We start from the raw sequence: 21615 nt of genomic DNA, 5'->3' as shown, positions 1-21615 counted from the left end.
CGTGGGATGACACACTACCGCCAGCACGCCTGTGGTTGAAGGTCACATCATCTGAGAGGGATCCGCGATGTTCATCGGTGCGGGCACCGTCACCAACATGGCCACCGTGCTCGTCGGCTCCGGTCTCGGCGTCCTCGTCGGGCACCGCCTCGCACCGCGCGTCCGCACCACGGTCACCACGGCCCTCGGCCTCGTCACCCTCCTCATCGCGGCCCAGTCGGCGGCCGACGTCACCGACCCGGACCTCGTCGACGCCGTCGGGTCGTCCGCGCCGGTCCTGGTGGTGCTCGGGTCCCTGGTGATCGGCGGCATCGTGGGGTCGCTGCTGCGCCTGGAGGACCGGGTCGAGGACCTCGGCGGCTGGCTCCAGACGAAGCTGACGAGAGACGACACCGGGTCGCGGGACCGGTTCATCGAGGGGTTCGTGATCAGCTCGCTCGTGTTCTGCGTCGGACCCCTGACGATCCTCGGCTCGATCAACGAGGGTCTCGGCCGCGGTGCCGACCAGCTGTACCTGAAGGCGGCGCTCGACGGCTTCGCCTCCCTGGCGTTCGCGGCCTCGTTCGGCCTCGGCGTGATGGCGTCGGTGCTGTCCGTCGGGGCCATCCAGGGCACCTTGACCGTCGTCGGCGTGGTGCTCGGCGACGTGCTGCCGGACGCTCATCTGGTGGCCCTGACGGCGACCGGCGGGCTCATCCTGGTCGGCGTCGCGATCCGCCTGCTCGACCTCAAGCCCATCCCCGTGGCGGACCTCCTGCCGGCCCTCTTGGTGGCCCCCCTGCTCACCGAGATCGCCGTCACCCTCCACTGACCTGCGTACTTCACCGAACTGTCACCTGCCGACCGCATTTGTGACGCAGATGACACAGCGGTGTGGCTATGCTCCCGTGAGACGAACGCGGAGACCCCGTGCCCTCGACCCCCAGGAGAACTGCGTGCGACTGCGACTGGCGGCACTCCTTCCACTTCTCTTCCTCCTGACGGTGGTCGGTACCACCGCTCCGGCCCACGCCGCGAACGACACCATCGACGTCGTCGGCACCCTCCTCGACAATCGCGACACCCCGCCCAAGCCGGTGCCCGGCGTCAAGATCTCCGTCGAGGAGAGCGGCGCACAGATCGCCGAGGGCGTGAGCGATGCGGAGGGCAAGTTCTCGATCGCGCTGCCCGGTGCGCCGATCGACCTGCTCGGCAAGAAGATCACGGTCAAGATCGACACCGACACCCTTCCGGAGGGCACGTCGCTGACCGACGAGAAGAAGACCGAGTACTCGGTCACCATCCGCACCGACGGCGACATCCCGATCGGCTACCGCATCGGCCCGAAGGCCGACGACTCCGACGAGCTGGTGCGCAAGGTCTCGCAGAGCGCCATCAACGGCGTCTTCCTCGGCCTCCTCCTCGCCCTCGGCGCCCTCGGCCTGTCACTGGTCTTCGGCACCACCGGCCTCACGAACTTCGCCCACGGCGAGCTGATCACGTTCGGCGCGATCGTCGGCTTCCTCCTGCAGGACAAGCTCGACTCGCCGTTCCTGCTCGCCGCACTCGCCGGCGTCGTGCTGTCCGGCGTCTTCGGCTACGCCAACGACGTCTTCCTCTGGAAACCCTTGAGACGCCGGGGCACCGGACTGCTCGCGATGATGATCGTGAGCATCGGCCTGGCGATCTTCCTGCGGAACGTCTACCAGTACATCGTCGGCGCCGACAGCCACCAGTTCACCGGGGTGCCGCTGCGCCGCGAGCCGTGGGAGATCGGGTCCATCGACATCTCGCCGCGCACGTTCTGGAGCGCGGTCATCTGCGCGATCATCCTGGTGATCATCTCGATCGCCGTCCAGCGCACCCGGCTCGGCAAGGCCACCCGCGCCGTGTCCGACAACCCGGCGCTCGCGGCGTCGTCCGGCATCGACGTCGACCGGGTCATCCTCACCGTCTGGATCGTCGGCGGAGCGCTCGCCGGCACCTCCGGCATCCTGTGGGGCATCAACTACGGGTTCGACTACCAGTTCGGATTCAAGATCCTGCTGCTCGTGTTCGCCGGCGTCACGCTCGGCGGACTCGGCACGATCTGGGGGACCATGGCCGGCAGCCTCATCGTCGGGCTCATGGTCGAGATGTCCTCGCTGATCCTGCCTCCCGAGCTCAAGTACGTGACCGCTCTCGTCGTGCTGATCCTCGTCCTGCTCATCAGACCGCAGGGCATCCTCGGCCGCGCGCAACGGATCGGATGAGGGAAGGGAGACGACGATGAACTGGTTGGACGTCCTCAGCGGCGCGGTCGAGCAGGCTCTCGGGCCGCAGGCCATGATCTACTGCCTGGCCGCGATCGGCCTCAACATCCACTTCGGCTACACCGGACTGCTGAACTTCGGTCAGGCGGCCTTCATGATGGTCGGCGGCTACGCCGTCGGCGCCCTGGTGCAGACCTGGGAGCAGAACCTGTGGCTCAGCATCCTCGTCGGCCTGCTGGCCGCCGTGCTGCTCGCCCTCGTCCTCGGCGTCCCGACGCTGCGCCTACGGGCCGACTACCTCGCGATCGCGACGATCGCGGCCGCGGAGGCGGTCAGACAGGTGCTCGGCGCGGCCAGCCTGAACGACCAGTTCGGCGGCCAGGACGGCCGGTTCGGCTTCGCCGACGACATGAAGAGCCTGAACCCGATCGAGCCCGGCGGCGTGCACTTCGGGCCGATCGACTTCCGGTCCTACGACTTCTTCATCATGATCGTCGGCTGGAGCCTGGCGCTGCTGCTGTGCGGCGTCATCTTCCTGATGATGCGCAGCCCCTGGGGCCGCGTGCTGAAGGGCATCCGTGAGGACGAGGACGCCGTCCGCAGCCTCGGCAAGAACGTCTACTTCTACAAGATGCAGTCGCTCATCCTCGGCGGTGTCATCGGCGCCGCCGCCGGCATCATGAGCGGTCTGGCCACGGACAACGTGGCCCCGTCGGACTTCGCCACGGACACGACGTTCTTCGTCTACACCGTGCTGCTGATCGGTGGCGCCGCCCGGGTGTTCGGTCCGGTCGCCGGTGCGGTGATCTTCTGGTTCTTCCTGAACGGGCTCGACCTGTTCTTCGACAAGGCCACCCACGACAACCTGATCCCGGACTGGATCATGACGTCCGACCAGGCCAGCCTGATGCGTCTCATCGTGCTCGGGCTCGTGCTGATGCTGCTGATGATCTACCGACCACAGGGCATCTTCGGAGACAGAAGGGAGCTGGCGATCGATGGCCGCTGAGACACAGAGCGTCACCGCGCCGGGCCAGACCAAGGAGAACGCGATCCTGGTCGCCGACAACGTCGTGCGCACGTTCGGTGGCCTCCGTGCCGTCGACGTCGAGCACTTCGAGATCGAGCGCGGGAAGATCACGGCCCTCATCGGCCCCAACGGTGCCGGCAAGACCACGTTCTTCAACCTGCTGACCGGCTTCGACAAACCGGACACCGGGGCGTGGACGTTCAACGGCGAGAGCCTGTCCGGCGTCGCGCCGTACCGCGTCGCCCGCAAGGGCATGGTCCGCACGTTCCAGCTGACCAAGGTGCTGTCCCGCCTGACCGTCATCGAGAACATGCGACTCGGTGCCACAGGTCAGCGTGGCGAGAAGCTGCTCTCCAGCGTCTTCGCCCCCCTGTGGCGCGACCAGGAGCGGTCGAACACGAAGCGGGCCGAGGACCTCCTCGAGCGGTTCAAGCTCGACGCGAAGCGCGACGACTTCGCCGGATCGTTGTCCGGCGGCCAGCGCAAGCTGCTCGAGATGGCCCGCGCCCTGATGGTCGACCCCGAGCTGATCATGCTCGACGAGCCGATGGCCGGCGTGAACCCGGCGCTGAAGCAGTCGCTGCTCGGCCACGTGAAGTCGCTGCGCGACGAGGGCCGCACGGTCCTGTTCGTCGAGCACGACATGGACATGGTGCGCGACATCTCCGACTGGGTCGTCGTGATGGCCCAGGGCAAGATCGTCGCGGAGGGCCCGCCGGACGACGTCATGGCCGACCCCGCCGTCGTCGACGCCTACCTCGGCGCCCACCACGACACCGAGCTGTCGTTCGAGGACGAGGCCAAGATCGTCGCCGAGGCGGAGGCCGAGATCGAGGCCGAGATCGCCGAGACCGAGGAGCAGTCCTGATGAGTGAGAACACCACGTCGACTCCGGTCACCGACACCTCCTCACCCGAGGGAGCGCTGCTGCGCGGCACCGACCTCGTCGCCGGCTACCTGCCCGGCGTCAACATCCTCAACGGCGCGAGCCTGCACTGCCACGACGGCGAGCTGGTGGGCATCATCGGCCCGAACGGCGCCGGCAAGTCGACATTTCTCAAGGCGCTCTTCGGCCTGGTGAAGGTCAGCACGGGCACGGTCACGCTCAAGGGCGAGGACATCACGAACTCCCGGGCCGACCAGCTCGTGGCGTCGGGCATCGGCTTCGTGCCGCAGACGAACAACGTCTTCCCGTCGCTGACGGTGGCCGAGAACCTCGAGATGGGCATGTACCTCGATCCGAAGAAGTTCTCGGAGCGCTTCCAGTACGTCACGGACATCTTCCCGCGGCTGGGCGAGCGCAAGGACCAGCGCGCCGGATCGTTGTCCGGCGGTGAGCGTCAGATGGTGGCCATGGGCCGCGCCCTGATGATGAACCCGTCGGTGCTGCTGCTCGACGAGCCCTCCGCCGGCCTCTCCCCCGCCCTGCAGGACGAGGTGTTCCTGCAGACCAAGCACATCAACGCCGCCGGCGTCTCCGTCGTCATGGTGGAGCAGAACGCCCGCCGCTGCCTGCAGATCTGCGACCGCGGCTACGTGCTCGACCAGGGCAAGGACGCCTACACGGCCAGCGGCAAGCAGCTCATGAACGACCCGAAGGTCATCGAGCTGTACCTCGGCACGCTCGCCAAGGCCTGAGCTCCACCACGCACACCCCGGGCATCGCCCGGGGTGTCGTCATGTCAGGCGTCGTGCGCGGGACGCACGCTCCCCCGGACGTACGAAGGCCCCGGCCGGAGCCGGGGCCTTCGCAGGGAACACAGGTCACTCGACGACGCCGGTGACGTACTCCGTGTTCTTGTAGGTGTTGTCGGCCGAGTACTCGAAGATGCCGATGGTCGCCTTCGACGGGGAGCCCGTCTTGTTCAGGTCGACCGGACCGGAGACACCGTCGTAGTCGATGTCCTTGCCTTCCTTGATCAGCTTCACGCAGTCGGCGAACGTGGTGCACTTCTCACCGTCGCGCGAGATGTTGACCAGCTCGGACGCGATGGCCTCGCCGGAGTCGTTCTTGGCAGCCTCAGCGGCCAGGGCCGACATGATCGTCGCGTCGTAGCTCTCCGGACCGTAGGTGAAGTCCTTGAGCTTCGGGTTGACCTCGAGCATCCGAGCCTTGAAGTCGTCCTTCAGCTCGGCGCCGGGGTACGTCGCCTGGACGCCCTCGAGCGTGCCCTTCGGGAAGTCCTTGCTGTAGTCGGCGGTGTTGCCGTCGACGAAGTAGGTCTGGACGTCCTTCGGACCGATGCCCGCGGACTCGAAGCCCGGGATGATCTTCGTGGTCTCGTTGAACGCGATGAGGACGATGGCGTCCGGCTTCGCGTCCTTGATCTTCTGGATCTCCGAGGTGTACGAGGTGGCGTCGACGCTGTAGAGCACCTTGGCCGCGACGTTGCCGCCCTGATCCTTGATCGTCTTCTCGACGTTGTCGGCCAGCGCCTCGCCGTACGCCTCCTGGCGGGCCAGGATGGCGACGTTCTTCGCGCCGTTCTTCAGCACGAGGTTGCCGAGCACGTTGCCCTGCAGCACGTCCGACGGAGCCGTACGGAAGTACAGGCCCTTGTCGTCGTAGGTGTCGAAGGCGGTCGACGTGTTGGCCGGCGAGAACTCGACGACGCCGGCGTTGATGATCTTGTCGATCACGCTGAGCGAGACGCTCGAGCTGGCGGCACCGATGATGACGTCGGACTTGGCGGACAGCAGCTTGTCGACCGAGCCGGGCGCGATCTTGGGCGTGCCGTCGCCGGAGTCGGCCTTGCTCTGCACGACGTCCTTGCCGAGGACGCCACCTGCGGCGTTGATGTCCTTGACGGCGAGGTCGACGCCCGCGAACTCCGGCGGGCCGAGGAAGGCGAGGTCACCCGTCGAGGGCAACAGGGTGCCCACCGTCAGGGTGCCGTCACCCTTGGCGACCTTGTCGCCACCATCTCCACCCTTGTCGCCACCGTCGCTGTCGCTGCCACAGGCGGCGAGCACAAGTGCACCTGCTGCGGCTACGGCAGCGAGGCGCAAGGTCTTGGTACTGCGCTTCATCTGTCCTCCGGATGTTCGGTCGATCGGCCCAGGCCGGGCCGAGGAACAATAGGTTTGAACGTAGTCTTTCCAGGGGTCAGATGGGGCACGCTCGCCAGCATCATCGGCTTCGTAGCCGATTTGTAACCAAGCCCGTCAGGCGAGGTTCGGGCCCTCCTCGAGGACCTTCCTGGCGACCTGGTGCATGGAGATCCGCAGGTCCATCGCGGTGCGCTGGATCCAGCCGAACGCGTCGGGCTCGGACAGCCCGAGCGACTCCTGCAGGACGGTCTTGGCCCGCTCGATCGCCTTGCGCGCCTCCAGCCGCTCGGTGAGGTCGCCGACCTCCTGCTCGAGCGCCGCGATCTCCCGGAAGCGGCTCATCGCCATCTCGATGGCGGGCACGAGGTCATCGATCGTGAACGGCTTCACCAGGTAGGCCATCGCGCCGGAGTCGCGTGCCCGCTCGACGAGCTCCCGCTGGCTGAACGCGGTCAGCATCACGACCGGCGCGATCCGTTCCCGCGCGATCTGCGAGGCGGCCTCGATCCCGTCGAGGCGCGGCATCTTCACGTCCATCACGACGAGGTCAGGCCGGTGCTCGGTGGTGAGCGCCACGGCCTGTTCGCCGTCGCCCGCCTGCGCCACGACGTCGTACCCCGCCTCGACCAGCATCTCGGCCAGGTCCAGCCGGATCAGCGCCTCGTCCTCGGCGATCACGACGCGGGGTCGGACTGCTGCGCTGGACGGTTCGCTCACGTGAGAAGGTTATCGGCGACGCATCCAGGCCGGGATGGCGGAATCGGCAGACGCGATGGTCTCAAAAACCATTGTCCGAAAGGGCGTGCGGGTTCAAGTCCCGCTCCCGGCACCCTCGAGCGCAATCTGTGACGCCCCGGGCGTCATGAGCGCGGTTTGACGCCTTGGGCGTCACATTTCGCGTCGAACCGGGCGGCAGAGTCAGGACCGCGGGATGGCGTTGCCGAGCATGTCGTCCTCGTCCAGCTCGGGGTCGTGGTACGCCGGCGCGACCTTGTTGATCGCGTCGCCCATGTTGTGGATGCGCAGCGCGTTCGTGGAGCCGCGGATGCCGGGAGGGCTGCCGGCGACGATGACGACCTGCTGACCCTCGTCGCACCGGCCGATCTGCAGCAGAGCCTTGTCGACCTGCAGCACCATGTCGTCGGTGTGCTTGACGTACGGCACGTGGAACGCCTCGACGCCCCAGCTCAGCGCCATCTGCGAGCGGACGACCGGGTCGGGCGTGAACGCGATGACCGGGATGTGCGAGCGGTAGCGCGTCATGCGTCGGGCGGAGTCGCCGGACGTCGTGAACGCCACCAGGAAGCGCGCGTCGATCGCCTCCGCGACGTCGGCCGCGGCCCGGCAGATGACGCCGCTCTTGGTCTTGGGCTTCCAGGTGAACGCCGCCATGCGGGGCAGGCCGTGGTCCTCGGTGGACTCGATGATCCGGGCCATCGTGCGGGCCGTGACGATCGGGTACGCTCCCACGCTCGTCTCGCCGGAGAGCATGACGGCGTCGGCCCCGTCGAGGACCGCGTTGGCGACGTCGGACGCCTCGGCGCGCGTGGGCCGGGGCGCGGAGATCATCGACTCGAGCATCTGCGTGGCCACGATGACCGGCTTGGCGTTGCGCCGCGCCTTCTCGATGATCAGCTTCTGGACGATCGGCACCTCTTCGAGCGGCAGCTCCACGCCGAGGTCGCCGCGCGCGACCATGACGCCGTCGAAGGCGTCCATGATCTCGTCGAGGTTCTCCACCGCCTGCGGCTTCTCGATCTTGGCGATCACGGGTCGGAGGACGTCCAGCTCGCGCATGATGTCGCGGACGTCCTCGACGTCGGCGGCCGACCGCACGAACGACAGCGCGACGAAGTCGACGCCCTGGCGCAGGGCCCAGCGGAGGTCCTCGCCGTCCTTCTCGGTCATCGCGGGAACGCTGACGTGGACGCCGGGCAGGTTGAGGCCCTTGTGGTTGCTCACCGTGCCGCCGACCTCGACCTTGGTGGTGACGTCGGGGCCGTCGACGGAGACGGTGCGCAGGCGGACCCGGCCGTCGTCGATGAGGATCTCGTCGCCGGGCCCGACGTCGCCGGGCAGGCCCGAGTACGTGGTGGAGCAGCGGTGGACGTCGCCGGGTGCGTCGTCGGTGGTGATGACGAACGTCGCACCCTCGACCAGCTCGACGGGACCGTCGGCGAACGTGCCGAGCCGGATCTTGGGGCCCTGAAGGTCGGCGAGGATCGCGATGGCCTTGCCGGAGACCTCGGACGCCCGCCGGACGTTGGCGTAGGACTTCTCGTGATCGGCGTGCGTGCCGTGGCTCAGGTTGAGCCGCGCGCAGTTCATCCCGGCTTCGGCCAGCTCCCTGATCCGTTCGAAGGTGTCAGTGGCCGGCCCCAGGGTGCAGACGATCTTGGCTCTACGCACTACTCAACCCTAGCGACGCACACCAGTTACCAGCGAGTCACGGAGTCGTCTGCCGCCCAGGGCCCGGCCCCCCTGCCGCCGTCCCGTCATACCGCGAGCGGTCGCGCGGTGGGCGGGATCGGTGCCGGCAGGTTCGTGGAGCCCGACAGGTACGCGTCGACGCCCGCCGCCGCGGACCGCCCCTCGGCGATCGCCCACACGATGAGCGACTGGCCACGCCCCGCGTCACCGGCGACGAAGACGCCGTCGACACTGGACATGTAGCTCTTGTCGCGCACGATGTTGCCGCGCTCGTCGAGCTCGACGCCGAGCTGCTCGACCAGGCCCTCCTGCTCCGGGCCGGTGAAGCCCATCGCGAAGAGCACCAGCTGGGCCGGGATGACCCGCTCGCTGCCGGGGACGTCGACGAACGAGCCGTCCTTCTGCTCCACCTCGACGATGCGCAGCCCGGAGACGTGGCCGTCCTCGCCGACGAACTCCTTCGTGGAGACGGCGTACACGCGGTCGCCGCCCTCCTCGTGGGCCGACGCGGTGCGGAAGATCATCGGGTAGGTGGGCCATGGCTGCGCCTCGGGCCGGTCCTCGCCGGGCTGCGGCATGATCTCCAGGCTGGTGATCGACCGGGCGCCCTGGCGGATGGCGGTGCCGAGGCAGTCCGCACCCGTGTCGCCGCCGCCGATGATGACGACGTCCTTGTCGGTGGCGAGGATCTGGTCCTCCACTTCCTCGCCGAGCGCGGCACGGTTGGCCTGGGGCAGGTAGTCCATGGCTTGGTGGATGCCGGCGAGCTCGCGGCCCGGGGCGGGCAGGTCGCGACGGACCGTGGCGCCGATGGCGAGCACGACGGCGTCGTAGCGGTCGCGCAGCTGCGGGCCGGTGATGGACTCGCCGACCTGCACGCCGGTGCGGAACACCGTGCCCTCGCGACGCATCTGGTCGATGCGGCGGTCGACCTGGATCTTCTCCATCTTGAACTCGGGGATGCCGTAGCGGAGCAGGCCGCCCGCCTTGTCGTCGCGCTCGTAGACCGCGACGGTGTGGCCGGCGCGGGTCAGCTGCTGCGCGGCGGCGAGGCCGGCCGGGCCGGACCCGACGACCGCGACGGTGCGCCCGGTGAGCCACTCCGGCGGCTCCGGCTTCACGTTGTGCCGCTCCCAGGCCATGTCAATGATCGAGACCTCGACGTTCTTGATGGTGACGGCGTCGCGGTTGATGCTCACGACGCAGGCGGGCTCGCACGGCGCCGGGCACAGCCGTCCGGTGAACTCCGGGAAGTTGTTGGTGGCGTGCAGGCGCTCGATCGCCTCGTCCCAGTCGTCGCGCCAGACCAGGTCGTTCCACTCCGGGATCAGGTTGCCCAGCGGGCAGCCCTGGTGGCAGAACGGGATGCCGCAGTCCATGCAGCGGCCGGCCTGCTCGTTGATGATCGGGAGCAGGGCCTTGCCCAGCCCGCCCGGGTAGACCTCGTTCCAGTCGTGGATGCGCTCCTCGACGGGACGGCGAGGCGCGACCTCGCGGGGGGTGGTGATGAATCCACGGGGATCAGCCACGAGCGGCCACCTCCATCATGCGTGCGGTCGTGTCGTCCTCGGACAACCCCTCGGCCTCGGCCTCAGCCTGCGCCTCGAGGATCTTGCGGTAGTTGACCGGCATGATCTCGGTGAAGCGGCCGAGGGCGCGCTCCCAGTCGCCGAGCAGCTGCTCGGCCACCGTCGATCCGGTCTCCTGGTGGTGCTTCTGCACGAGCTCGTGCAGCGCGGCGCGGGCCTCGTCGGTGACGTCGGGGCCGTCCACGGGTCGCAGCTCCACCATGTCGGGGTTCACCAGCGACGCGTCGAGGTCGAGCACGTACGCCGTGCCGCCGCTCATGCCGGCGGCGACGTTGCGGCCGGTGGGGCCGAGGATGACGACGCGGCCACCGGTCATGTACTCGCAGGCGTGGTCGCCCACACCCTCCGCGACGGCGTGGACGCCGGAGTTGCGGACGCAGAAGCGCTCGCCGACGCGACCGCGCAGGAAGATCTCCCCGCTCGTCGCACCGAAGCCGATGACGTTGCCGGCAACGATCTGCGCCTCGGGGGTGAACTGGGCCTCGCGCGGCGGCCGGACGATGACCCGTCCGCCGGACAGGCCCTTGCCGACGTAGTCGTTGCCGTCGCCCTCCAGCCGCAGCGTGATGCCGCGCGGGACGAACGCGCCGAACGACTGACCGGCCGAGCCGAGGAACGTCAAGTCGATCGTGTTCTCCGGCAGGCCCTCGCCGCGGTAGCGCTTGGTGACCTCGTGGCCGAGCATCGTGCCGACCGTGCGGTTGACGTTGCGGATCTCCAGCTGGGCCCGCACCGGCTCGCCGCGCTCGAGGGCGTCCTCGGACAGCGCGATGAGCTCGACGTCGAGCGCCTTGTCGAGCGCGTGGTCCTGCGTGGTGGTGCAGTGCCGCGGCGCGTCCCCGACGATCTCGGGCACGTAGAAGATCGGCGACAGGTCGAGCCCGTCGGCCTTCCAGTGGTCGACGGCCTTGCGGGTGTCGAGCATCTCGGCGTGGCCGATGGCCTCGTCGAGGCTGCGGAACCCGAGGGCCGCCAGGTGCTCACGGACCTCCTCGGCGATGAACTGGAAGAAGTTCACGACGTACTCGGCCTTGCCGGAGTACTTCTCGCGCAGCGCCTTGTTCTGCGTGGCGACGCCCACCGGGCACGTGTCGAGGTGGCAGACCCGCATCATGATGCAGCCGGACACCACCAGCGGCGCCGTGGCGAAGCCGTACTCGTCCGCACCGAGGAGCGCGGCGATGACGACGTCGCGGCCGGTCTTCAGCTGGCCGTCGGTCTGCACGACGATGCGGTCGCGCAGGCCGTTGAGCAGCAGCGTCTGCTGGGTCTCGGCGAGGCCGAGCTCCCACGGACCGCCGGCGTGCTTGAGCGACGTCAGCGGCGAGGCGCCGGTGCCGCCGTCATGACCGGAGATCAGGACGACGTCGGCCTTGGCCTTGGACACGCCCGCCGCGACCGTGCCGACGCCGATCTCGGCGACGAGCTTCACGTGAACGCGCGCCGACGGGTTGGCGTTCTTCAGGTCGTGGATGAGCTGCTTGAGGTCCTCGATCGAGTAGATGTCGTGGTGCGGCGGCGGCGAGATGAGGCCGACGCCGGGCGTGGAGTGCCGCGTCTTCGCGATCCACGGGTACACCTTGGGCCCGGGCAGCTGGCCGCCCTCGCCGGGCTTCGCGCCCTGCGCCATCTTGATCTGCAGGTCGTCGGCGTTGGTGAGGTACTCGCTGGTGACGCCGAAGCGTCCCGACGCGACCTGCTTGATCGCCGAGCGGCGCTCGGGGTCGTACAGGCGCTCGGGGTCCTCGCCACCCTCACCGGTGTTGGACTTGCCGCCCAGCCGGTTCATGGCGATGGCCAGGGTCTCGTGCGCCTCCTGGCTGATGGAGCCGTAGGACATCGCGCCGGTGGAGAACCGCTTGACGATCTCCGAGACCGGCTCGACCTCCTCGATCGGCACCGGCGGCCGCACGCCGTCCTTGAAGGCGAACAGGCCGCGCAGCGTCATCAGCCGCTCCGACTGCTCGTCGACGCGCTGCGTGTACTGCTTGAAGATGTCGTAGCGGCCCGAGCGGGTGGAGTGCTGCAGGCGGAAGACCGTCTCGGGGTCGAACAGGTGCTCCGGGCCCTGACGACGCCACTGGTACTCGCCGCCCACCTCGAGGTGGCGGCGGTCGCCGACGATGCCGTGCGTGGGGTACGCCTTGGCGTGGCGCGACGCGACCTCCTGGGCGATGACGTCGAGGCCGACGCCGCCGAGCTTGCTCGACGTGCCGGTGAAGTACGCGTCGATGAGCTCCTGGGACAGGCCGACGGCCTCGAAGATCTGCGCGCCGGTGTAGGACGCGACCGTGGACACGCCGATCTTGCTCATCACCTTGAGGACGCCCTTGCCGAGGCCGTACGCGAGGTTGCGCAGCGCCTGGCCCGGCTCGACGCCCTGCACGAAGTTGCCCTCGCGCGCGAGGTCCTCGGCGGACTCCAGCGCCAGGTACGGGTTGACCGCCGTGGCGCCGTAGCCGATGAGCAGCGCGACGTGGTGCACCTCGCGGACGTCACCAGCCTCGACGAGCAGGCCGGCCTGCGAGCGCAGCTTCTCACGCACCATGTGGTGGTGCACCGCGCCCGTCAGCAGCAGCGACGGGATGGGCGCGAGGTCGGCGTCGGAGTGCCGGTCGGACAGCACGATGATGCGCGCGCCGTCGGCGACGGCTCGCGACACGTCGGCGCAGATCTCGTCGATCTTCGCCTTCAGGGCCGCTCCCCCGCCGTGCACGTCGTACAGGCCGCGCACCACGTGGACCGCGAAGCCCGGCATGTCGCCGTCGCGGTTCATGTGCCGGATCTTGGCCAGCTCGTCGTTGGAGATGACCGGGAACGGCAGCTGGAGCATGCGGCACGACGCCGGGCTCGGGGCCAGCAGGTTGGTCTCCGGGCCCATCGTGCCGGCGAGCGACGTGACGACCTCCTCACGGATGGCGTCGAGCGGCGGGTTGGTGACCTGCGCGAACAGCTGGCTGAAGTAGTCGAACAGCAGGCGCGGCCGGTCCGAGAGCGCGGCAATGGGCGTGTCGGTGCCCATGGAGCCGATGGCCTCGGCGCCGGTGCGGGCGATCGGCGCGATGAGGATGCGCAGCTCCTCCTCGGTGTAGCCGAACACCTGCTGGCGCCGGGTGACCGAGGCGTGCGTGTGGACGATGTGCTCGAGGTCGGGCAGGTCCTCGAACCGGACGAGACCGGAGTACAGCCACTCGTCGTACGGGTGCTCCGCGGCGAGCTTGGCCTTGATCTCGGCGTCCTCGATGACGCGGTGCTCCGCGAGGTCGAGCAGGAACATCTTGCCCGGCTCCAGACGGCCCTTGCGGGTGATCGTCTTCGGGTCGATGTCGAGCACGCCGGCTTCCGACGCGAGCACGACGAGGCCGTCCTCGGTGATCCAGAACCGGCCCGGGCGCAGGCCGTTGCGGTCGAGGACCGCGCCGATCTGCGTGCCGTCGGTGAACGAGACGCACGCCGGGCCGTCCCACGGCTCCATCACGTTGGAGTGGAACTCGTAGAACGCCCGCTGCGCGGGGTCCATCGTCTCGTTGTTCTCCCACGCCTCCGGGATCATCATCATCACGGCGTGTGGGAGGTCGCGGCCGCCGAGGTGCAGCAGCTCCAGCACCTCGTCGAAGGACGCGGTGTCGCTGCCCTCCGGGTCGCAGATCGGGAACAGGCGCGTGAGGTCGCCCGGGATGAGGTCACTCTCGAGCGTCGCCTCGCGGGCGCGCATCCAGTTGCGGTTGCCCATCGCCGTGTTGATCTCGCCGTTGTGCGCGATGAACCGGAACGGGTGGGCCAGCGGCCAGTTGGGGAACGTGTTGGTGGAGAACCGGCTGTGCACGATCGCCAGCGCCGACTCCAGGCGCTCGTCGCGCAGGTCGGGGAAGAACGTGTCGAGCTGCTCGGGCGTGAGCATGCCCTTGTAGACGAGGGTGCGCGACGACAGCGACGGGAAGTACACGCCGGCCTCGTGCTCGGCGCGCTTGCGCATGCAGAACGCGAGGCGGTCCAACGCGATGCCGGAGCGCTCCTCCCCCGCAGCCGTGACGAAGAGCAGGGAGAACGACGGCATCGCACCACGCGACATGGAGCCGAGGATGTCCGGCTCGGTGGGGACCTCGCGCCAGCCGAGGATCCTCAGACCCTCCTCGCCGGCGATCCGCTCCACCGTGGTGCGGGCCTCGAGCGCCTCGTCGGGGTCGAGCGGCAGGAACGCCATGCCCGCCGCGTAGGTGCCGAGCTCGGGCAGCTCGACCGGCGAGACGCCGCGCAGGAACCGGTCCGGGACCTGCATGAGGATGCCGGCGCCGTCACCGCTGTTGGGCTCGCTGCCGACGGCACCGCGGTGGTCGAGGTTCCGTAGGGCGGCGAGGCCCTGCGTGATGATGTCGTTGCTCGGGACGCCGGTCAGGGTGGCGACCATCGCCACGCCGCACGAGTCGTGCTCGTGGCGCGGGTCGTACAGGCCCTGGGCGGGCGGCAAGGCGTTGAACTTGCGGGCTGAAGTCTGCACGCTGGCCCCTCACGGTGATGTCGGTGGAACGGAAACATCGAAACCGGGGACGTCGTTGGCCCTAGTCAGCTGCTCCAGACTACACGGCCGTGCCGACGACCTCGCCGATCAGGTAGGTCAGGCCGGCCGCGACGCCGCCGAGCAGGAGCTGGCGCGTCCCGCCGAACCACCAGGTGCGGCTCGTCAGGTTGGTGACCACGGCGCCGCACGCGAACAGCGCCGCGAGCGAGAGCACGACGGTCGGCCAGGGCGACTCGAAGCCGAGCAGCAGCGGGAGGAGCGGGACGAGAGCCCCCAGCGCGAACGCGACGAACGACGACACGGCGGCCAGCATCGGCGACGCCAGGTCGGTGCTGTCCACGCCGAACTCCTCGCGGGCGTGGACGTCGACGGCGTTGTCGACGTCGCGGTGGATCTGGGCGGCCACCTCGCGCGCGGTGTGCTCCTCGACGCCCTTCTCGACGTACATGGCGGCGAGCTCGGCCTGCTCGGCCGCACCGTTGCGGATGATCTCGCGGCGCTCGATCTCGATCTGGGCCAGTGCGAACTCCGACTGGCTGGCGACGGACGTGTACTCCCCCGCCGCCATGGAGAAGGCGCCGGCCGCGAGACCGGCGAGCCCGGCGATCAGGACGGGCTTGGTGTCGTCGCTGCCGCCGGTGACGCCCATGATGAGCGCGAAGTTCGAGACGAGCCCGTCCATGGCACCGAAGACGGCCGGGCGCAGCCAGCCGCCCGTGACGTCCGGGTGCTCGTGCTCGATCGTGCCTGTGTCGGGCAGGGGTTCGTCCATACCTCGAAAGTACTGGGGCGGTCCGGCCCCGTCATCGAAGGATTGGCTGCCCTACCCGCCGGGACAGTCGTTGCTCCCGCTGTAGCAGGGCGTGTACCCCGGATCGATCGGATACGTCGGCTCGTCCCGCGTGAAGCGGTCGTCCGGCACGGCGAACAGCACGCCCGCCACGACGGCGAGGACCAACCCGGCCACCGACCACCAGAACAGGCGCCGGCTCCGCACCAGCACCGCGGCCGCCCCGGCGACGAGCGGGCAGGCCAGGCAGATCGAGGCGGTGACGAGGTACCGCCGACCGTCGCCCGGCTCCGCCTCCCGGGTGTCGCCGAAGAACGACAGGTACACGTCGAGGAACTGCCACCAGAGCAGCAGGATCACCAACGGCTCCAGCACCAGGAGGCCGATGCCCGCGCCGCGTGCCAGCAAGACCCCCCGACCCCCGATCATCCGCCGAGGGTAGCCGAGGGTCAGTCGACCTCCGTCGGTTCCACGGGGTGCTCGTCGCCCAGCGTGTCGTCGGCCGACGACCGCCGTCGGGCACGCACGAAGTACGCGGTGGCCAGGGCGAACACCAGGAGGGAGGTCCAGACGTTCAGCCGGAACGGACCGATGTCGTTCGCCTCGTCGATGCGCAGCTGCTCGATCCAGAACCGGCCCGCGGTGTAGAGCATCGCGTAGAGCGCGAACGCCCGGCCGTTGGTGAGCTTGACCCGCCGGTCGATGGCCATCAGGAGGGCCGCCGCCGCGAGGTTCCAGAGGAGCTCGTACAGGAACGTGGGGTGGAACGTCTCGAACTGAAGGTAGCCGGCAGGCCGGTGCGACGGGTCGATCTCCAGGCCCCACGGCAGGTCGGTGGGCTTGCCGAACAGCTCCTGGTTGGCGTAGTTGCCGAGCCGGCCGACCGCCTGGGCGACGAGCAGGCCGGGCGCGAGCGCGTCGGCCACGGCGGAGAACTTCACGTCGTACCGGCGACAGGCGATGAGCGCGCCGACGGCTCCGCCGGCGATGGCGCCCCAGATGCCGAGTCCGCCCTTCCAGATCAGGAAGGCGTCCAGCGCGTTCTTGCCCTCGCCGAAGTAGAGCTCCGGGTCGGTGACCACGTGGTAGACGCGGGCGCCGACGATGCCGAACGGGATGGCCCAGACGGCCACGTCGCCGATCAGACCCGGCCGGCCGCCGCGCGCCCGGAAGCGGCGCTCGCCGATCCAGATCGCCAGCAGGGCGCCGATGATGATGCCGAACGCGTAGGCACGGATCGGGAACGGCCCGAGGTGCCAGACGCCCTCCGCGGGACTCGGGATGGACGTGATCAAGGTGTTCATCTCTCGACTCCCGCTCGAAGCTCGGCGGCCAGGGTGGCGACGCCGTCGATGCCGCCAGTGTGCAGAGCCTTCACCAACGCGGAGCCGACGATCACGGCGTCCGCGAAGGTGGCGACCTCGTGCGCCTGCTCGCCGTTGCTCACGCCGAGGCCCACGCCGACGGGCGTGCTGGTGACGGCGCGGACCCGCTCGACGAGCGTGGGCGCGAGGCTGCTGGTCTGCTCCCGGGCACCGGTGACGCCCATGACGGCCGCGGCGTAGATGAATCCGCTCGACGCGTCGGCGGTGAGGGCCAGGCGCGCGTCGGTGGAGGACGGCGCGACCAGAAAGACGCGGTCGAGACCGTGCTGCTCGGAGGCGGCGATCCACTCGGCGGCCTCGTCCGGGACGAGGTCGGGGGTGATGAGGCCCGCTCCCCCGGCGGCGGCGAGCTCGGCGGCGAACCGCTCCACCCCGAACCGCTCGACCGGGTTCCAGTAGGTCATCACGACGGTGGGGGCGCCGGTCGCTGCCGACGCGCGAGCGACCTCGAGCACGTCGGTGGTCCGGATGCCGTTGGACAGCGCCTGGTCCGCGGCCGCCTGGATGACCGGGCCGTCCATCACCGGGTCGCTGTACGGCAGGCCCACCTCGACCAGGTCGACGCCCGCGGAGACCATCGCCTCGATCGCGGCGATCGACGTCTTCACGTCGGGGAACCCGGCGGGCAGGTAGCCGACGAGCACCGCCCGGTTCTCGGCGCGGGTCTTCTCGAAGAGCTCGTCGATGGCGCTCATTCGGGTCATCACTCCTCCACGCCTTCGTCCAGGACGACCGGGCCGTCGATCAGGCCGAACCACTCGGCGGCGGTGTGGACGTCCTTGTCGCCGCGGCCGGACAGGTTGACCAGGATCGTGGCGTCCGGGCCGAGCTCCTTGGCCAGCGCCTGGGCGCCGGCGAGGGCGTGGGCGGACTCGATCGCCGGGATGATGCCCTCGGTCTTGCACAGCAGGTCGAACGCGGCCATCGCGTCGGCGTCGGTGGCCGGCACGTAGCGCGCCCGGCCGGTGGCGGCCAGGTGCGCGTGCTCGGGACCGACACCCGGGTAGTCGAGCCCAGCGGAGATGGAGTGCGACTCGATGGTCTGGCCGTCTTGGTCCTGCAGCAGGTACGAGCGGGCGCCGTGCAGGACGCCGACGTCGCCGGCCGTGATCGTGGCGGCGTGGCGGCCGGTGTCGAACCCGTCGCCGCCGGCCTCGACGCCCAGCAGCTGCACGTCGGCGTCGTCGACGAACGCGGTGAACAGGCCGATCGCGTTGGACCCGCCGCCGACGCACGCGACGGCGGCGTCGGGCAGAGACCCAGTGAGCTCGAGGACCTGGGCGCGGGCCTCGTCGCCGATGCCACGGGTCAGGTCGCGCACCATCGACGGGAACGGGTGCGGACCCGCCGCCGTGCCGAACAGGTACGACGTGTGGTCGACGCTGGCGACCCAGTCGCGCAGCGCCTCGTTGATGGCGTCCTTCAGGGTGCGGCTTCCCGTGGTGACGGGCACGACCTCGGCGCCGAGCATCCGCATGCGCGCGACGTTCAGGGCCTGCCGCTCGGTGTCCACCTCGCCCATGTAGACGGTGCACTCGAGGTCGAGGTACGCGCACGCGGTGGCCGACGCGACGCCGTGCTGGCCGGCACCGGTCTCCGCGATCGCCCGCGGCTTGCCGATCCGCTTGGCCAGCAGGGCCTGGCCGAGGACGTTGCGGATCTTGTGGGCGCCGGTGTGGTTGAGGTCCTCCCGCTTGAGCAGGATGCGCGCACCCACCGCCTCGGAGAACCGGGTCGCCTCGTACAGCGGGCTCGGGACGTTCGCGTATTCACGCAGCATGCGGTCGAGCTCGGCCGTGAAGACGGGGTCGGCCTTGGCCTCGGTCCACGCGCGATCGAGCTCGTCGAGCGGGGCGATCAGGGCCTCGGGCATGAAGCGGCCGCCGAAGCGGCCGAAGTGGCCGGTGGCGTCGGGCTGTTCGTAGGGCATCGCGGATCCTGCAGGGTCGGAAGGGAGGAGGGAGGAGGAAGGGCTTCCTACCATCGGTGCTGCAGGGCCGGGTGGACTCCGGCCGCCACGAGGTCGGCCACGCTGGCGCGCGGGTCGTCGCCCTTGACGAGGGACTCGCCCACCAGCACGACGTGCGCACCGGCCTTGGCGTACTCGATCACGTCGTGCGGACCGCGCACGCCGGACTCGGCGACCTTCACGACACCGTCCGGGATGAGCGGGGACAGCCGGCTGAACGTGCTGCGCTCGACCTCGAGCGTCTTGAGGTTCCGGGCGTTGACGCCGACGAGGTCGGCGCCGGCCTCGACGGCCCGCTCGACCTCCTCCTCGTCGTGCACCTCGACCAGCGGCGTGAGGCCGATGGACCGGGCACGCTCGACCAGGCTCTCCAGAGCGTTCTGCTCGAGCGCGGCGACGATGAGCAGGGCCATGTCGGCACCGGCCGCTCGGGCCTCCCAGAGCTGGTATGACGTGGTGATGAAGTCCTTGCGCAGCACGGGGACGTCGACCTGGCCGCGCACGGCACGCAGGTCGTCGAGGGTGCCACCGAAGCGCCGCTCCTCGGTGAGCACGCTGATGGCCGCGGCGCCACCGGCCGCGTAATCGGCGGCGAGGCCGGCCGGGTCCTTGATGGGCGCGAGGTCACCGCGGCTCGGGCTGGCGCGCTTGACCTCCGCGATCACCGACACGCCGTCGGCGCGGAACGCCGGCATCGGGTCCAGCGCGGGGTTCTGCCGGTCGGCCTGGGCCTTGAGGTCGTCGAGCGACGTGCGCGCCATGCGCTGCTCGAGATCGGCGGCCACGCCGGCGAGGATCTCGTCCAAGACGCTCATGTTCCCTCCTCCGACGGCCTCCGGGTATGCAGTCCAGCGTAGACCCGGCCGAGGCGGGCGATTCGCGGGGCTGTCCGAGCGGTGCTAGTCGTTGCGGATGACCGCGGTGCCGAGCACCTGGTCGTGCAGCGTCGGCCGCTCCTTGTCCCAGAGCGGGAGCAGGAGGTTCACGCCGAGCGTGACGACGGTCAGCACGACGAGCAGCACGAGGCGGGAGAAGCCGACCCAGAACCCCATGACCGCCCCGCTCGACCCGTGCACCGCGCGGAGCCCGAAGGCGGCCTTGCCCAAGGTGTAGCCGCGCAGGCCTTGCAGCACGACCGCGTTCAGCAGGACGGCCACGACCGGCACGACGTACGCCGCGATGAGGAAGACGTTGGCGAACGGGGACGGGTCGTCACCGAGGCAGACGAGGTTGTTGGCGTCGACCGTGCCTTCGCACGACGACAGGAAGATCGCCCAGCCGATGCCGGTCATGATGCCCGAGACCACGCCGTAGATGAGCAGGTCGACGAGAGCGGCACCGGCGCGTCGCGCCCAGCGTGCGTGTCGAGGCGCCGCCGGACCCGTGACGCCAGGAATCACCCGGCGGGGCCTCGCGGCCTTCTCGACCGGACGCGGCTCGACGCTCACGGCCATGCTCCCCTCCGAGAATCAGGAATCGATGCGCTGCACCCCGAGGCCCGCTGCCGCCATGACGCGGCCGATGAGGCCGGACGCCAGCGTGATCACGCAGCCCACGGTGAACAGCACCCAGTGCGGATCGGGGATCAGGGCGACCCCGGCCAGCGTGATGCCACCCAGGCAGACGAGCACTGCGGTCCAGGCGGCGGGCGACGATCCGTGCGACATGCGGTTTCTCCTCGGGACGAGTGGTGACGCCTCAGACTACTCGGTCGGATCGCGGCCCTCGTCCATAACCGTCCAGAGATCCGCCGGGGACTCCGGCGTCGAGGCCGGCGCCTGCGGTGCCTCGAAGCGGCGGCCCATCGTCGGCCATCGCCCGGCGAACCGCAGGACCAGGACGCCGCACGCCGCGGCGAGGGCGAACGCGACCCCGGCGACGAGGGGCCAGACGACCGCACGGTCGCCGGACGGCTCGTTGCTGCCGGTGAACGCGGTGGAGCTGCGCACCGCGTCGGCCAGGGCGTCGTCGAGCGCGCCGCCAGACACCGCGACGAGGACGGCCCCGCCGACGCCGAGGGCGACGAGCAGCACACCGACCACGCGGCGCACCCGGTGCGACGCGGCGAGCACGGCCAGGGCGGCCGTCACGACGACGAGCGCGAGCGCGGGCACGATCGGGTCGGCGTCGGTGCCGCTGACCGAGACCGGGTCGCTCGGCAGGCCCTGGACCCGGACGGTGGCGTGGATCCACGTGCGGGACGCGGCGAAGAACGCGACGCCGCCGAGCGCGAGCGTGGCCAGGACGATCGGGGCGTACAGGCGCTGAGGGTTCACAGCAGGCGGTCGGCGTCGAAGCACGTGCGGTCGCCGGTGTGGCAGGCCGGGCCGGTCTGGTCGACCACGACGAGCAGGGTGTCGCCGTCGCAGTCGAGGCGCACCTCGCGGACCTCCTGGATGTTGCCGGACGTCTCGCCCTTCACCCAGTAGTCCTGGCGGCTGCGGCTCCAGAACGTGGAGCGGCCGCTCGTGAGCGTGCGGTGCAGGGCCTCGTCGTCCATCCAGCCGACCATGAGGACGTCGCGGCTGTCGGCGTCCTGGACGACGGCGGCCACCAGGCCGTCGGCGTCGCGCTTGAGCCGTGCGGCGACGGCGGGATCGAGGGAGGTCACGGGTCCATCT

The 21615-nt window shown here is 69.8% G+C and carries 20 protein-coding genes and 1 tRNA gene; 6 read left to right on the top strand and 15 right to left on the bottom strand.

Annotated elements, in window-relative coordinates; genetic code table 11:
• The first annotated feature begins 67 nt into the window (after positions 1 to 67).
• The 5 genes from FHP06_RS01155 to FHP06_RS01135 all read left to right on the top strand — a co-directional run bounded on the left by FHP06_RS01155 (position 68) and on the right by FHP06_RS01135 (position 4899).
• A complete protein-coding gene (locus FHP06_RS01155) occupies positions 68 to 811 on the top strand; it encodes a DUF554 domain-containing protein (protein WP_147682988.1) in 744 nt (247 codons plus the stop codon).
• Positions 812 to 935: 124 nt separating this feature from the next.
• Positions 936 to 2231 (top strand): ABC transporter permease subunit, encoded by a 1296-nt coding sequence (locus tag FHP06_RS01150; protein ID WP_187271730.1) that lies wholly within the window; start codon positions 936 to 938, stop codon positions 2229 to 2231.
• A 16-nt stretch (positions 2232 to 2247) separates the two neighbouring features.
• Positions 2248 to 3240 carry a branched-chain amino acid ABC transporter permease gene (locus FHP06_RS01145; RefSeq protein WP_147682984.1) on the top strand — a complete coding sequence of 331 codons (993 nt, stop codon included), beginning with the start codon at positions 2248 to 2250 and terminating at the stop codon, positions 3238 to 3240.
• Positions 3230 to 4129 (top strand): ABC transporter ATP-binding protein, encoded by a 900-nt coding sequence (locus FHP06_RS01140; protein ID WP_147682982.1) that lies wholly within the window; start codon positions 3230 to 3232, stop codon positions 4127 to 4129. Before FHP06_RS01145 ends, FHP06_RS01140 begins: the two co-directional genes overlap by 11 nt.
• Entirely contained in the window at positions 4129 to 4899 is a 771-nt protein-coding gene (locus tag FHP06_RS01135; protein ID WP_147682981.1) for an ABC transporter ATP-binding protein, read from the top strand. The genes FHP06_RS01140 and FHP06_RS01135 overlap by 1 nt, the downstream gene beginning before the upstream one ends.
• Before the next feature lie 126 nt (positions 4900 to 5025).
• Here the strand turns inward: FHP06_RS01135 and FHP06_RS01130 are convergent, their stop codons facing one another.
• Together FHP06_RS01130 and FHP06_RS01125 are read right to left on the bottom strand one after the other, a co-directional pair.
• Positions 5026 to 6291 carry an ABC transporter substrate-binding protein gene (locus FHP06_RS01130; RefSeq protein WP_147682979.1) on the bottom strand — a complete coding sequence of 422 codons (1266 nt, stop codon included), beginning with the start codon at positions 6289 to 6291 and terminating at the stop codon, positions 5026 to 5028.
• Positions 6292 to 6426: 135 nt separating this feature from the next.
• On the bottom strand, positions 6427 to 7029 hold the full coding sequence (locus FHP06_RS01125) for an ANTAR domain-containing response regulator (RefSeq protein ID WP_147682977.1): 603 nt from the start codon (positions 7027 to 7029) through the stop codon (positions 6427 to 6429).
• Positions 7030 to 7057: 28 nt separating this feature from the next.
• Here FHP06_RS01125 and FHP06_RS01120 point away from each other — a divergent pair.
• Positions 7058 to 7141 (top strand) — tRNA-Leu (locus FHP06_RS01120).
• Between the two features lie 89 nt (positions 7142 to 7230).
• Here the strand turns inward: FHP06_RS01120 and pyk are convergent.
• From pyk to hisI, 13 genes are all read right to left on the bottom strand, one after another.
• Entirely contained in the window at positions 7231 to 8721 is a 1491-nt protein-coding gene (gene pyk, locus FHP06_RS01115) for a pyruvate kinase (protein WP_147682975.1), read from the bottom strand.
• A gap of 86 nt (positions 8722 to 8807) precedes the next feature.
• A complete protein-coding gene (locus FHP06_RS01110; protein WP_147682973.1) occupies positions 8808 to 10271 on the bottom strand; it encodes a glutamate synthase subunit beta in 1464 nt (487 codons plus the stop codon).
• A complete protein-coding gene (gene gltB / locus FHP06_RS01105; RefSeq protein WP_230973390.1) occupies positions 10264 to 14739 on the bottom strand; it encodes a glutamate synthase large subunit in 4476 nt (1491 codons plus the stop codon). The genes FHP06_RS01110 and gltB overlap by 8 nt, the downstream gene beginning before the upstream one ends.
• A 169-nt stretch (positions 14740 to 14908) precedes the next feature.
• A complete protein-coding gene (locus tag FHP06_RS01100; RefSeq protein WP_147682971.1) occupies positions 14909 to 15622 on the bottom strand; it encodes a VIT1/CCC1 transporter family protein in 714 nt (237 codons plus the stop codon).
• 51 nt (positions 15623 to 15673) lie between these two features.
• Complete coding sequence (locus FHP06_RS01095) at positions 15674 to 16069, bottom strand: DUF6234 family protein (protein WP_147682970.1); 396 nt, start codon at positions 16067 to 16069, stop codon at positions 15674 to 15676.
• Positions 16070 to 16089: 20 nt separating this feature from the next.
• Positions 16090 to 16944 carry a prolipoprotein diacylglyceryl transferase gene (gene lgt, locus FHP06_RS01090; protein ID WP_147682968.1) on the bottom strand — a complete coding sequence of 285 codons (855 nt, stop codon included), beginning with the start codon at positions 16942 to 16944 and terminating at the stop codon, positions 16090 to 16092.
• Complete coding sequence (gene trpA / locus FHP06_RS01085; protein WP_147682966.1) at positions 16941 to 17720, bottom strand: tryptophan synthase subunit alpha; 780 nt, start codon at positions 17718 to 17720, stop codon at positions 16941 to 16943. The genes lgt and trpA overlap by 4 nt, the downstream gene beginning before the upstream one ends.
• Before the next feature lie 8 nt (positions 17721 to 17728).
• On the bottom strand, positions 17729 to 18955 hold the full coding sequence (gene trpB, locus FHP06_RS01080; RefSeq protein WP_147682964.1) for a tryptophan synthase subunit beta: 1227 nt from the start codon (positions 18953 to 18955) through the stop codon (positions 17729 to 17731).
• A 47-nt stretch (positions 18956 to 19002) separates the two neighbouring features.
• On the bottom strand, positions 19003 to 19809 hold the full coding sequence (trpC, locus tag FHP06_RS01075; RefSeq protein WP_147682962.1) for an indole-3-glycerol phosphate synthase TrpC: 807 nt from the start codon (positions 19807 to 19809) through the stop codon (positions 19003 to 19005).
• An 84-nt stretch (positions 19810 to 19893) separates the two neighbouring features.
• The gene (locus FHP06_RS01070; protein WP_147682960.1) at positions 19894 to 20448 is read right to left on the bottom strand and encodes an RDD family protein; all 555 of its coding nucleotides are present in this window, start codon (positions 20446 to 20448) and stop codon (positions 19894 to 19896) included.
• Positions 20449 to 20463: 15 nt separating this feature from the next.
• On the bottom strand, positions 20464 to 20661 hold the full coding sequence (locus FHP06_RS01065) for an HGxxPAAW family protein (RefSeq protein ID WP_147682958.1): 198 nt from the start codon (positions 20659 to 20661) through the stop codon (positions 20464 to 20466).
• Positions 20662 to 20697: 36 nt separating this feature from the next.
• Positions 20698 to 21270: a Trp biosynthesis-associated membrane protein gene (locus FHP06_RS01060; protein ID WP_187271729.1), complete on the bottom strand. Its 573-nt coding sequence runs from the start codon at positions 21268 to 21270 to the stop codon at positions 20698 to 20700.
• Positions 21267 to 21605: a phosphoribosyl-AMP cyclohydrolase gene (hisI, locus tag FHP06_RS01055; RefSeq protein WP_222706316.1), complete on the bottom strand. Its 339-nt coding sequence runs from the start codon at positions 21603 to 21605 to the stop codon at positions 21267 to 21269. Before hisI ends, FHP06_RS01060 begins: the two co-directional genes overlap by 4 nt.
• Positions 21606 to 21615 lie beyond the last annotated feature (10 nt).

The organism is Aeromicrobium terrae (genome assembly GCF_008039565.1).
GTDB classification, from domain to species: Bacteria; Actinomycetota; Actinomycetes; order Propionibacteriales; family Nocardioidaceae; genus Aeromicrobium; species Aeromicrobium terrae.
The sequence above is the reverse complement of the archived record's forward strand: the minus strand, read 5'-3'. Positions and strand labels throughout refer to the sequence as shown.

Excerpts from the sequence above, each read along its gene's own strand:
- FHP06_RS01155 (WP_147682988.1), top strand. The coding sequence starts at position 68 with ATGTTCATCGGTGCGGGCACCGTCACCAACATGGCCACCGTGCTCGTC.
- FHP06_RS01145 (WP_147682984.1), top strand. The coding sequence starts at position 2,248 with ATGAACTGGTTGGACGTCCTCAGCGGCGCGGTCGAGCAGGCTCTCGGG.
- FHP06_RS01140 (WP_147682982.1), top strand. The coding sequence starts at position 3,230 with ATGGCCGCTGAGACACAGAGCGTCACCGCGCCGGGCCAGACCAAGGAG.
- FHP06_RS01135 (WP_147682981.1), top strand. The coding sequence starts at position 4,129 with ATGAGTGAGAACACCACGTCGACTCCGGTCACCGACACCTCCTCACCC.
- FHP06_RS01130 (WP_147682979.1), bottom strand. The coding sequence starts at position 6,291 with ATGAAGCGCAGTACCAAGACCTTGCGCCTCGCTGCCGTAGCCGCAGCA.
- gltB (WP_230973390.1), bottom strand. The coding sequence starts at position 14,739 with ATGGTCGCCACCCTGACCGGCGTCCCGAGCAACGACATCATCACGCAG.
- FHP06_RS01100 (WP_147682971.1), bottom strand. The coding sequence starts at position 15,622 with ATGGACGAACCCCTGCCCGACACAGGCACGATCGAGCACGAGCACCCG.
- FHP06_RS01095 (WP_147682970.1), bottom strand. The coding sequence starts at position 16,069 with ATGATCGGGGGTCGGGGGGTCTTGCTGGCACGCGGCGCGGGCATCGGC.
- lgt (WP_147682968.1), bottom strand. The coding sequence starts at position 16,944 with ATGAACACCTTGATCACGTCCATCCCGAGTCCCGCGGAGGGCGTCTGG.
- trpA (WP_147682966.1), bottom strand. The coding sequence starts at position 17,720 with ATGAGCGCCATCGACGAGCTCTTCGAGAAGACCCGCGCCGAGAACCGG.
- trpB (WP_147682964.1), bottom strand. The coding sequence starts at position 18,955 with ATGCCCTACGAACAGCCCGACGCCACCGGCCACTTCGGCCGCTTCGGC.
- trpC (WP_147682962.1), bottom strand. The coding sequence starts at position 19,809 with ATGAGCGTCTTGGACGAGATCCTCGCCGGCGTGGCCGCCGATCTCGAG.
- FHP06_RS01070 (WP_147682960.1), bottom strand. The coding sequence starts at position 20,448 with ATGGCCGTGAGCGTCGAGCCGCGTCCGGTCGAGAAGGCCGCGAGGCCC.
- FHP06_RS01065 (WP_147682958.1), bottom strand. The coding sequence starts at position 20,661 with ATGTCGCACGGATCGTCGCCCGCCGCCTGGACCGCAGTGCTCGTCTGC.